Source organism: Salinicoccus sp. RF5 (genome assembly GCF_020786625.1).
Classification (GTDB): Bacteria; Bacillota; Bacilli; order Staphylococcales; family Salinicoccaceae; genus Salinicoccus.
In genome coordinates this window covers 562067-573817 of sequence record NZ_JAJGRC010000001.1, presented here as the reverse complement: position 1 = coordinate 573817, position 11751 = coordinate 562067, and the positions used below count along the sequence as shown (strand labels likewise).

Here is an 11751-nt window from a genome sequence, read left to right as displayed (position 1 = left end):
AGGTAAGAATAATACTTGGCAGATAGCCGATCGAAAGAGATTGGAATGGACAGGGTGGCATGGGAAAAGCGATAATAGAAAGGGCGCCTACCAAAATGGTAGGCGCCCTTTATTGTCTGGAATCATCAGAAGGACCGGAAGAGTCCTACGACCTTGCCGAGTACGGTCACGCTGTCCAGTATGATCGGTTCCATGGCGGAGTTCTCAGGCTGGAGCCTGTAGTAGCCGTTCTCCTTATAGAAGCGCTTGACAGTCGCTTCATCCTCTTCAGTCATCGCAACGATGATGTCACCGTTATGCGCAATATTCTGCTTGCGTACGATGACACGGTCACCGTCGTGTATGCCGGCTTCGACCATGCTGTCGCCGACGACATTCAGCAGGAAGATTTCACTGTTATGGTTTGCCGTGAAGTGTTCCGGCAGCGGGAAGTATTCGTCGATGTTCTCGACTGCAGTGATCGGCAGACCGGCAGTGACCTTGCCGAGTACAGGAACATGTATGACGGGACCATACTGTTCGTTTTCCTCCGTAATGACTTCGATGGCCCGCGGCTTCGTCGGATCCCGCTTTATATATCCCTTCTCCTGCAGTTTGGCGAGGTGTCCATGGACGGTGGAGCTTGACTGCAGGCCGACCGCATTGCCTATTTCCCTGACACTTGGCGGATAGCCCTTCTCATGTACGGTAGTCTTTATAAACTGATATATCTGCTTCTGTCTATCTGTTAGCGGCTTCATATATATACCTCCGGCTCATTATTGATTCAATTTTACCATATATATGGTGGTGTTACAAACGTTTGTTCGTAATCTTGTTGACCCGGAACAGATGTTCTGTTACCATGTGGATACAAACACATGTTCTGGAGGGGGACGCTATGAAAGTGAAAGAATTCAAGCTGTTGAGTGCCATTTTTGCATTTGCCCTGGTTGCCGGTCTTATATTCATGTTCGATTCCCATAATACAGAGAACGCACATTCCGATATCGTATATATAGATGAGTATGAAGTAGTGACGGAGATGGATATCATGGAGCCTGATGATGAAACGCCTGTTCCGGACGAACAGTACGCCGAACGGACGCATATGGACCAGCTGATGGAAATGATCGGCTTTATAAAGTGATTATCAAGTATGGGAATGGTCTCATACTTTTTTTTGTGTTAAATTATATGTGAGTGGACAGGAGGTTTCGCAATGCTTGAAAAGGAAAAACTGCAACGTATCAATGCACTGGCCGCCAAAAAGAAGGCGGACAGCATCAATAAGGAAGAACTTGAAGAGTTGAAGGGGCTCAGGGAAGAGTATCTTGAGAATTTCCGATCCTCCTTCAGAAAACAGGTGGAGAACACCAAGGTGGTCGATCCAGAAGGCAATGATGTAACACCTGAAAAACTTAAACGCATTCAACAGGAAAAAAATATCAGAGAATAAAGGAGCATGACTATGACATTCGATAAAACCGATCAGCTTGCGATCAACACAATCAGAACACTTTCAATCGATGCGGTTGAAAAAGCGAATTCCGGGCACCCGGGACTCCCGATGGGGGCCGCACCGATGGCGTACACGCTTTGGAGCCGTCACTTGAACTTCAACCCGAATTCCATGGATTGGTTCAACCGGGACCGTTTCGTACTCAGTGCCGGCCATGGTTCAATGCTCGTCTACAGCCTGCTCCACCTGAGCGGTGCGCTGGAGATGGAGGAGCTGAAGAATTTCAGGCAGTATGAATCAAAAACACCCGGACATCCTGAATTCAAGCACACTGAGGGTGTCGAGATCACTACCGGCCCTCTTGGCCAAGGCTTCGCGATGAGCGTCGGCATGGCCATGGCTGAAAAGCATCTGGCCGCACGCTTCAACCGCAACAACTACAACGTTGTGGACCACTACACGTATGTCGTGGCAAGCGATGGCGACCTGATGGAAGGTATTTCCCATGAAGCGGCGTCCCTCGCCGGCCACCTTGCGCTCGACAAACTCATCGTCCTGTATGACTCCAATGACATTTCATTGGACGGGGACCTGGATAAGAGTTTCTCGGAAGATATCAAGAAGCGTTTTGAAGGTTACAACTGGCACTATATAAAAGTGGCGGACGGTAATGACGTGGAAGCGGTGGACAAGGCGATAGAGGAGGCGAAGTCTTCAGACAAGCCGACGATGATCGAAGTGAAGACGATCATCGGCTACGGTGCCCCGAACAAGCAGGGCAAAAGTGATTCCCATGGCGCGCCGCTCGGTGAAGAAGAGCGCAGGGCAGCCTTCGAATACTATGGCTTCGACCCGGATGAAACATTCAAAGTCGATCCATCCGTCTATGACCGTTTCAGCGAAACGATGAAGGAACGGAGCAATGGAAGGGAAGCGGAATGGCTCAAGATGCTTGAGGACTACAGGAATGAACATCCTGAACTCTACAGCGAACTTGATGATGCGATCAACCATCGTCTGCAGGAAGGCTACGACAAGGACCTCCCGATCTATGAAGCGGGTGATTCCAAGGCGACTAGGGCGACTTCAAGTGAAATGATCCAGGCGCTCTCGGCAACTGTACCGACGCTCTTCGGCGGCGCTGCCGACCTCGCCAGCAGCAACAAGACGAACGTCAAAAGCGAAGAAGACTTCGGTGCCGGAAACTATGATGGCCGAAACATCTGGTTCGGTGTCAGGGAATTCGGCATGGCTGCTGCATTGAACGGCATGGCGGCGCATGGCGGCATCTACCCTTACGGTGGCACATTCTTCGTATTCAGCGACTACATGAAGCCGGCCATCCGACTCAGTGCACTGATGAAGCTGCCGGTGACATATGTACTGACACATGACTCCATCGCCGTCGGGGAAGATGGTCCGACACATGAACCGGTAGAACAGCTCGCAGGCCTCAGGGCGATTCCGAACCTGAATACAATCCGTCCGGCAGATGGAAATGAAGTCCGTGCCGCATGGAAAGTGGCGATGGAAGCGGAAGATGCACCGACGGCCCTCGTCCTGACACGCCAGAACGTCGAAGCGATCGATGTCCCATACGAAACTGTGGAAGCCGGCGTCAGAAAAGGCGGCTATATCGCCGTCGACAAGGGCGATGATGCAATACTGTTCGCTTCCGGCAGCGAAGTGCCATTGGCGGTCAAGGCAGCGGAGCAACTGGATAAGCAGGGCGTCAGGGTAAAGGTCGCCTCCATCCCGAACATGCAGCAGTTCCTTAAACAGGATGCAGACTATATCGAAAGTGTACTCAATACACACATCGAGAACAGGACGGCGATCGAAATGGCCGCAAGCCTCGGCTGGCACCGTTTCATCGGCATGAACGGCAAACTGCATACGATCGACACCTACGGTGCAAGTGCTCCAGGGAATGTCGTCGTGGAGAAGTACGGCTTCACCGTTGAACGCATCCTGCAGACTGTAATGGATAAATAATCTGTTGAAAAACACCTGCTTTTGATGTAAACTTTATTATGGTCTACGAAGAAAGAGGTGAGCAGTTTGGCTACTTGGATATGGATACTGATTGTTATAGTTGCACTCATCGGTGGCGTTGCGCTTGGATTCTTCCTCGCAAGAAAGTACATGATGGACTATCTTGAGAAGAACCCGCCGATCAATGAAGACATGCTCAGAATGATGATGATGCAGATGGGACAGAAACCTTCCCAGAAGAAAATCAATCAGATGATGACGATGATGAATCGCAATACGGATTCAAAATCAGCTAAAGATCGTATGAAAGCTTCAAAAAAATAAAGATGAACCCTTCCGTCTGAGCGGAAGGGTTTATTTTTTTGTTTTAATCTACCTCTGCCACTTCAATTTTAAAATTTGACACTTTTTTGAATATTCATTGAACAGGCATAAGTATTCATATATACTTGAATTATTCAAGCAAAGGAGGAAAATGAATGAACAAACGGTATTTTATGTTACTTATGGTTTTCGTACTGACACTGGCCCTGGCTGCATGTACGGATGATTCCAATGTGGAGGAGGGCGCGGATGGAAGTGCAGAAGGAGAGAATACTTCCGAAGATTCTGAAGCATCGGGTGGCTCCGGTTCGGGTGACCTGACCATTGCGATGATGGATGATGCGGTTACACTTGATCCGCATGGGAGCAACGACTCCGCTTCTGCACAGGTAAGACGGAACATCTATGAAACGCTTGTCTTCCAGGAGACGGATATGGAACTCGCGCCAGGACTTGCTGAAGAATGGGAAGCGACTGAAGATGACGTATGGACTTTCACATTGAGGGAGGGGACGACTTTCCACGAAGGGTCTGAGTTCACTGCCGAAGATGTAAAGGCGACGATGGACCGTGTAAGGGACACTGCGGTTGCATCCCAGGTTGCATTCCTGTTCGAAATGATCTCCGAAGTGGAAGTTGTAGGGGATTATGAAGTGAATATGCATACTGAATATCCATTTGCACCGCTGCCAAGCCACCTCGCCCATAATACGGCAGGCATCATGAGCAAGGACATCATCGACCGCGACTACCAGGCGGCGCTTGATGAAGCGGGCGTGGACATGACTGCAGACGAGTACTATGAGCTCCGCGCGGAAGGCGGCTCAGAGTATGACGATGTTGCCGAACAGATTTCAGAGCATCTCGGCTCTGTCATCGGCTCGGAAGCGGATGGTACGAACCATCTGATGTTCGCATCCCGTTCCGCCGGTGAAGAGACTGTACTTGAGAAGTTCGACGACTTCCAGGGCGGTGACCGCGAATTCGAAACTGTGACATTCCGCGTCATTCCTGAAAATGGCGCCCGCATGGCTGAACTTGAAACTGGCGGCATCCAGGTTGCCGGTGATGTGGATTCTTCAAGCGCCGTACGTATTGAAGAAGGGGAAGAGACTGAACTTGTCGAACAGGAATCTGTAAGGATGTCCTATCTCGGCTTCAATACCGAGAAGGAACCGTTCGATGATGTGAAGGTCAGACAGGCGATCTCCTATGCGATCGACAGGGATGAAATCATCTCCGGTGTATATGACGACATGGGAATCAAGGCCGAAGGTCCGTTGGCACCTGATGTTTGGGGCCATGATGAGAACCTTGAAGGTGTAGAATATGATATGGAACGCGCGAAGGAACTTCTTTCAGAAACGGATGTTGCAGATGGCTTCGAAACGACGATTTGGGTGGATGAAGATCCACAGATCATCGATACTGCCGTATACATCCAGGAGAAGCTTTCCGAACTGAACATCGATGTCCAGGTGGAGCAGTTCGAATGGGGCACTTACCTCGACAGGACAGCACAGGGCGACCATGAGATGTTCATCCTTGGCTGGACGACGGTAACAGCAGATGCAGACTACGGTCTGTATGCACTGTTCCATTCAAACAGCCATGGTGAAACGGGCAACCGTTCATTCTATACGAATGAAGAAGTCGACAACCTGCTCGATGAAGGGCGTACTGAACCTGATGAAGATACACGATTTGAAGCATACAGCCAGGCTCAGGAAATCCTGATCGAGGAAGCGCCGGCGGCATATCTCTTCCACACCAATTTCGCAATCGGTGTGAACGCATCGCAGGTGAGTGGGGTGGATCTCGATCCAGTCGGCAACATCAGGCTTGAAAATGTGACATTCGAATAACTGATTCATATATCAAAATGAAAATCCCGCCTGATGAATAATCAGACGGGATTTTTTGCAGTATTAGACTTTTTCAACTATATAGGCTTTCTTTTCCCTGAAGTGTTTTTCTCCATCTTTCGAAGAATGTTCGAAGAAACCTTCGAATTCATGAGTCACTTTGAACTCACGCTCAGGATCCGAGAAGAGTTCGTTGTCGTTTGTAGATAATATGACTGCATCGGTCGTCGTGATGAAACTGTCGATTTCATGTGCTTTATAGTGCTCTCCCGGTTTTAGAGTATTCATACCTGACTTCGACATAATCACCCTCCTGAATAACTTATTACACTAAATTTTTCCCGATGTCATTCCATTTAAACATGTAACGGATTTATAAGGGTATAAAAATCGACGATCTTCATCTATTGATTATTTCATATCTCGAAACATATGGTAGAATTTAGATGTATATGACAGCAAGGGGGATCGGTATGAAAGTATTCAGGAAATTGGGGTGGTTCTTCGCCCGCGAATGGCGCAGCTATACTGTGGGGATCATCATGCTTATTCTGGTGGCACTTATGGAACTCGTTCCACCGCAGGTGATCGGCTGGGTGATCGACGGCATCGCGCAGGAGACACTGACTAGGGATCTGCTGCTGCAGTTCATACTGCTGCTGATCGCTGTTGCTGTGTTGACATACATAGTCAGGTATTTCTGGCGCATCATGATTTTTGGGGCGAGCTACCGGCTTGGGAGGATCCTGAGGTCCCGCCTCTACAATAAATATTCAGAAATGAGCCCGGCATTCTATCAGAAGCGCCGCACAGGCGACCTTATGGCGCATGCGACGAATGATATCCAGGCGGTCCAGGCTACGGCCGGCGCGGGAATCCTTACCATTGCGGACTCTCTCATCACAGGGGGCGCAGTATTGATTACGATGGCGATCACCATCAGTCCGAAGCTGACGCTCATCGCCATGATTCCGCTGCCGCTCATGGTCATCCTGACGAGCTATTATGGCACGCTGATGAACCGCGGCTTCAAGAAGGCGCAGGCGGCCTTCAGCATGCTGAACGACAAGACGCAGGAGAGCATATCGGGCATCAAGGTGACGAAGACATTCGGCTACGAGAAAAGTGATCAGGCGGATTTCCGGAAGTTGAGTGATGATGTGGTCGAAAAGAACTTGAGGGTTTCGAAGGTCGACGCCCTGTTCGATCCGACGATCATGACTGTCATCGGTGTGAGCTATTTCCTGTCCATCTTCTTCGGTGCGCGCATGGTGCTGGATGATACCATCACCATCGGTGCGCTTGTGACCTTCACCACCTATCTCGGCATGATGGTGTGGCCGCTTCTCGCACTCGGCTGGTTCTTCAATCTCGTCCAGCGGGGGAGCGCATCATATGACCGTATACAGGACATCATGGATACGCCGAATCAGATCGGTGCAGATTACCGAATTGAGGATCAGCCGGATGGGGACATCGAATTCAATATCGGTGCGTTCAACTTTCCGGACGACGAGTCGGATGGTCTGAGGGATGTCCGGTTCACAATACGGAAAGGATCGACGGTCGGCATTGTCGGACGCACAGGTTCAGGTAAAAGCGCCCTGATTCGTCTGCTGCTCCGGGAATTCGACACGGTCAATCAGGATAATATCCGCTACGGCAGCCATGCACTCCGCGACTACAGCATCCGCAACCTCAGAAGCCAGTTCGGGTATGTACCGCAGGATCATTTCCTGTTCTCGACGACGATACGCAACAACATCGCCTTCAGCAACCCTGACCTGCCGGATGAAGATATCTTCCATGCAGCAGGCCTCAGCCATATCCATGAGGACATCAAGGGTTTCCCTGATGGCTATGAAACCGTTGTAGGCGAGCGGGGCGTTTCGCTCTCGGGCGGCCAGAAGCAGCGGATTTCCATCGCCCGTGCCCTCATCAAGGACCCGGAAGTGCTGATACTGGATGACTCGCTGTCTGCGGTTGACGCCGAGACGGAAGAGCGGATACTCGCCAACATCCAGTCGAACCGGGCCGGCAAGACGAACATCATCACTGCCCACCGTATGAGTGCAGTCAGTCATGCCGACCTGATCATCGTCATGGACAGCGGCACGATCATCGAAAGTGGCACGCATCAGGCACTGATGGAACAGAAGGGCTGGTATCACGATACGTATAACTCCCAGGCATTGCGGGAAGCGCTCGAGAGCTCGCTGGATGACCTGGTGCAAAAGGAGGACGACTAGATGGAAGACAATCAGTTCAACCTCTCCTTCAATGATCAGAAGAACGTACTTTTCAGGCTGATGAAATATACGCTGCCCTTCAAGGGGACGCTGACATTCGGCTTCATCATGCTGGTCATTTCCACCATCACCGGTGTGGCGACCCCATACCTGGTGATGGTCTTCATCGATGACTACTTGACGCCGGGCATCTTCCCGGAAGGGGATATGACTTGGCTCATCACGATATTCGTGCTTGTGCAGCTGGTCGGCGCGGCGTCGACCTATATGCAGATCTATCTGTTCCAGTATCTGGCATTCAAAGTCATCCAGCAGCTGCGCATCGATGCATTCGACAAGATAGGCAGGCTCGGCATGCGGTATTTCGACAAGGTGCCGGGCGGCAGTGTGGTGTCCCGGATCACCAATGACACCGAAGCGATCGTCGAGATGTTCATCGGGGTGCTGGCAACTTTCCTCATGGCCTTCTTCATGGTCATATCGAGCTTCGTCATGATGTTCATCCTTGATGTCAGGCTCGCGCTGCTGGCGCTGCTCTTCATGCCGGTGATCGTGCTGATACTCGGAATCTACAGGAAGTACTCCGCCAACTTCTTTTCCCATGCACGCCAACTGCTCAGCGATCTGAACGCCAAACTCGCCGAGTCGATAGAGGGCATGAAGATCATCCAGGTGTTCAACCAGGAAGGGCGCCTTGGCAGGGAGTTCAATGAAATAAACGAAAAGCACTACCAGTATAATATGAAGAACGTGCGGCTCGATGGACTGCTGCTCCGGCCGGCCATCAGCATGATATATGTATTGGCGATCGCCGTCATCCTCGGTTATTTCGGGCTGCTCAGCTTCAGTTCGACTGTCACCGCAGGTGTCATCTTCGCCTTCATCCAATATATGGAACGTTTCTTTGAGCCGATCAACCAGGTCAGCCAGAACTTGAACATATTCCAACAGGCACTCGTTGCGGCGAGCCGGGTATTTACACTGATCGACGATGAAAGGATAGAGCCCCATCAGCCGGAGACCTCCAATTACGGCATCACCGACGGGCACATCGAATTCAGGAATGTCACCTTCAGTTATGACGGCAGGACGGATGTGCTGAAAGACATTTCTTTCACGGCACGTCCGGGTGAAACGGTGGCACTCGTCGGCCATACAGGCTCCGGTAAAAGCTCCATCATCAACCTGTTCATGCGGTTCTACGAGTTTTCCGAAGGGGAGATTTTGATCGACGGCCACTCCATCAAGGATATTTCGAGACAGGCACTCAAGAGGAGGGTCGGGCTTGTGCTGCAGGATCCGTTCATCTTCTATGGCACGGTGGAATCGAACATCCGGCTGTATCATCCGGAAATGACTTTCCAGCAGGTCAAGGCCGCTGCCGAGTTCGTCTATGCGGACAAGTTCATCAACAGGCTTCCGGATGGGTACCAGCATCGGGTGATTGAAAAGGGCGGCGCCTTCTCGAGCGGCGAACGTCAGCTGCTGGCGTTTGCACGCACGATGGCCATGGATCCCAAAATACTGATCCTTGATGAGGCGACCGCAAACATCGACTCCGAGACCGAAGAGCAGATACAGCAGTCGCTCGAACGGATGCGACAGGGCAGGACCACATTGGCCATCGCACACCGCTTGTCGACCATCCAGGATGCAGACCAGATCCTCGTCCTCAATAGAGGTGAAATCGTGGAGCGTGGCAGCCATGATGCGCTCATCCGGCATGGCGGCATCTACCATAAGATGTACCAGCTGCAGAATGGACAGCATCAATTGTCATAGAAAATTCTAAATTGCAGAGCCGAAAGCTACTTATGCCTCCATCATGTCTGTTAAAATGACATCTGAATGGAGGTATTTTTTATGGGTAGCGAAGTGACTTTTCTTCTCGCATTCGGAGCCGGCGTACTGAGTTTCGTCTCACCGTGCGTACTTCCGGTATTCCCTGCATTCATCTCCTACATAACGGGGATGAGCTATAATGAAGTCGAGAGTCAGAAATTCAATTTCCGGGCGATCCTTCATACCGTGTTCTTTCTTATCGGTTTCAGTCTTATATATATTGCGCTGGGCTTCGGCACAGCATTCTTCGGCGGCCTGCTCATAGAATATTCCGATCTGATCCGCCAGCTCGGCGCGATCCTCATCGTCATATTCGGACTCATCATTACAGGGGTGCTGAACTTCAGCTTCCTGATGAAGGACCGGAAGATCCAGTTCAAGAACAGGCCATCCGGCTTTATCGGTTCGATTCTGATCGGCATGGCATTCGGAGCTGGATGGACACCGTGCAACGGCCCGATCATCGGTGCGATCTTCGCCATGAGCGCAACGGAGCCGAACAACGCACTGATGCTGATGGTGGTCTACTGTCTGGGGTTTGCAGTCCCATTCTTCACGTTGAGCTTCTTCGTGTCCAGGACGCGCTGGATGCTCAAGTATTCCAGTACCATCATGAAGACCGGCGGGGTCATCATGGTGCTGATGGGTATACTCCTTTATTTTGACGGCCTGACACAGATCATCATATGGCTGCAGCCGTTCTTCGGCGACTTCCAGGGGTTCTGATCATGACCATCGAAAGCATGTTGTTTATTGCTGCATCCATCATGGCGGTATTCATGGGCATCGTTGCAGTCTTCGTCAGGCAGAAGGCGGCGAAGCGGCCCCTGACGATGGCGAAGATCATCATACCGCCGGTCATGATGTCTACAGGCGCGCTGATGTACATATTCCCGTACTTCAGGCTGACACCTTTTGAAATCATGGAAGCGACGGTTGTAGGACTGCTGTTCTCCATCGTACTCGTTCTCACGACCCGATATGAGGAGAGGGGCGGGGAACTGTATGTAAAGCAGTCCAGGATGTTCCCCGTCATACTGGTCGTCCTCCTGGCACTCAGGATCATCATGAAGACCGTATTGTCCATGAGCATTTCGCCCGGGGAGATCGGAGGGATGTTCTTCCTCCTTGCATTTGTAATGATCGTCATCTGGAGACTGTCGATGTTCATCCATCTCCAGGCATTCAAAAAGCAGCAGATCAATGAAGCGCGTCCAAGAAGTTGAATAACTTGGAGGCGCCGCTCATTATGATCTGCTGCTTATTTTTTCTGTCTGTTCGAATATGGAGAACTTCTGCTTTTCGTCATCGGCATACTGGAAGAGGTCTTCATATGGGGAGTAGTCGATTTCCATATCATCCAGCTTCTTCTTCATGAACTTATGGTCCCGTTTCGGTGTCGCGATGATATATCCCTTCATGATATGGTCGAGTGTGATGTTGTCCGCCTTCTCATCCAGTGCAATCTTTGAGATCCGTCCGGCGATCCGCTCCTTCGCCACATCCCTGAACAGCTCGGGGACCGGGCTGACCAGCTCGTTCAGAAGGTGACGCGCTTCGTTATTCCATAGGGGGAGTGCCTTATCTATATAATAGTCCTGCCAGTCGAGTTCACTGTATCCATCTTCCTTCGGCATCCGCTTCAGGAACTTCCTGAACATGAAATATCCGCCGATGGTCATTGCCCCCAGCATGACGAATGTCCATAGAGCGATGCCCCACATAAATATATCGTTCATTCCCTCACCTCCCAGTCATTATAGGAAATTAAAACAGAATTGTCCATTGAATCATTTGTGACGATATATAGGGTGAAGGAGGTGAGGGATATGCTGAAGAACATGAGTGCTAAATTCTATTTCTTTGAAGCGGACGAGACAGGCGATGAAAAACCCCGTTTCAGATCCGTGAGGAACCTGGACATTACATCGACGGATGAAGCCATCAACACATTGGCAGACATCTACAGCAACCTGGCGAACGACGAATATACAATCGTCGAGAAGGAACAGACCTACGTCATCAACTAATGAAG

At 50.7% G+C, this 11751-nt stretch carries 13 protein-coding genes; 10 read left to right on the top strand and 3 right to left on the bottom strand.

What is annotated here, in order from left to right:
- Positions 1 to 125: 125 nt before the first annotated feature.
- The gene (gene lexA / locus LLU09_RS03140) at positions 126 to 740 is read right to left on the bottom strand and encodes a transcriptional repressor LexA (protein ID WP_040105577.1); all 615 of its coding nucleotides are present in this window, start codon (positions 738 to 740) and stop codon (positions 126 to 128) included.
- A 140-nt stretch (positions 741 to 880) separates the two neighbouring features.
- Between lexA and LLU09_RS03135 the strand changes: the two genes are divergently transcribed.
- The 5 genes from LLU09_RS03135 to LLU09_RS03115 all read left to right on the top strand — a co-directional run bounded on the left by LLU09_RS03135 (position 881) and on the right by LLU09_RS03115 (position 5625).
- Positions 881 to 1129 carry a hypothetical protein gene (locus LLU09_RS03135; protein WP_094905749.1) on the top strand — a complete coding sequence of 83 codons (249 nt, stop codon included), beginning with the start codon at positions 881 to 883 and terminating at the stop codon, positions 1127 to 1129.
- A 72-nt stretch (positions 1130 to 1201) separates the two neighbouring features.
- The gene (locus LLU09_RS03130) at positions 1202 to 1438 is read left to right on the top strand and encodes a DUF896 domain-containing protein (RefSeq protein ID WP_228310423.1); all 237 of its coding nucleotides are present in this window, start codon (positions 1202 to 1204) and stop codon (positions 1436 to 1438) included.
- A gap of 12 nt (positions 1439 to 1450) precedes the next feature.
- A complete protein-coding gene (tkt, locus tag LLU09_RS03125) occupies positions 1451 to 3436 on the top strand; it encodes a transketolase (RefSeq protein WP_228310422.1) in 1986 nt (661 codons plus the stop codon).
- A gap of 66 nt (positions 3437 to 3502) precedes the next feature.
- Positions 3503 to 3760 (top strand): YneF family protein, encoded by a 258-nt coding sequence (locus LLU09_RS03120; RefSeq protein WP_040105573.1) that lies wholly within the window; start codon positions 3503 to 3505, stop codon positions 3758 to 3760.
- 182 nt (positions 3761 to 3942) lie between these two features.
- A complete protein-coding gene (locus tag LLU09_RS03115) occupies positions 3943 to 5625 on the top strand; it encodes a glutathione ABC transporter substrate-binding protein (protein ID WP_370632456.1) in 1683 nt (560 codons plus the stop codon).
- Positions 5626 to 5688: 63 nt separating this feature from the next.
- On the opposite strand, the gene LLU09_RS03110 is transcribed toward LLU09_RS03115, so the two are convergent.
- Positions 5689 to 5928, bottom strand: coding sequence for a hypothetical protein (locus tag LLU09_RS03110; RefSeq protein ID WP_228310420.1), 240 nt, complete (start codon positions 5926 to 5928; stop codon positions 5689 to 5691).
- A gap of 170 nt (positions 5929 to 6098) precedes the next feature.
- Here LLU09_RS03110 and LLU09_RS03105 point away from each other — a divergent pair, with 170 nt between their 5' ends.
- The 4 genes from LLU09_RS03105 (at position 6099) to LLU09_RS03090 (ending at position 10942) form a co-directional block, all read left to right on the top strand.
- Positions 6099 to 7874 carry an ABC transporter ATP-binding protein gene (locus LLU09_RS03105; RefSeq protein ID WP_228310419.1) on the top strand — a complete coding sequence of 592 codons (1776 nt, stop codon included), beginning with the start codon at positions 6099 to 6101 and terminating at the stop codon, positions 7872 to 7874.
- Positions 7875 to 9656: an ABC transporter ATP-binding protein gene (locus LLU09_RS03100; RefSeq protein ID WP_228310418.1), complete on the top strand. Its 1782-nt coding sequence runs from the start codon at positions 7875 to 7877 to the stop codon at positions 9654 to 9656.
- Positions 9657 to 9737: 81 nt separating this feature from the next.
- Positions 9738 to 10442, top strand: coding sequence for a cytochrome c biogenesis CcdA family protein (locus tag LLU09_RS03095; RefSeq protein WP_228310417.1), 705 nt, complete (start codon positions 9738 to 9740; stop codon positions 10440 to 10442).
- Between the two features lie 17 nt (positions 10443 to 10459).
- A complete protein-coding gene (locus LLU09_RS03090; protein WP_228311113.1) occupies positions 10460 to 10942 on the top strand; it encodes a CcdC family protein in 483 nt (160 codons plus the stop codon).
- A 21-nt stretch (positions 10943 to 10963) separates the two neighbouring features.
- Here the strand turns inward: LLU09_RS03090 and LLU09_RS03085 are convergent, their stop codons facing one another.
- Positions 10964 to 11455 (bottom strand): DUF2621 domain-containing protein, encoded by a 492-nt coding sequence (locus tag LLU09_RS03085; RefSeq protein WP_228310416.1) that lies wholly within the window; start codon positions 11453 to 11455, stop codon positions 10964 to 10966.
- A 90-nt stretch (positions 11456 to 11545) separates the two neighbouring features.
- Between LLU09_RS03085 and LLU09_RS03080 the strand changes: the two genes are divergently transcribed.
- Positions 11546 to 11746 carry a DUF1659 domain-containing protein gene (locus LLU09_RS03080; RefSeq protein ID WP_228310415.1) on the top strand — a complete coding sequence of 67 codons (201 nt, stop codon included), beginning with the start codon at positions 11546 to 11548 and terminating at the stop codon, positions 11744 to 11746.
- Positions 11747 to 11751: the final 5 nt, after the last annotated feature.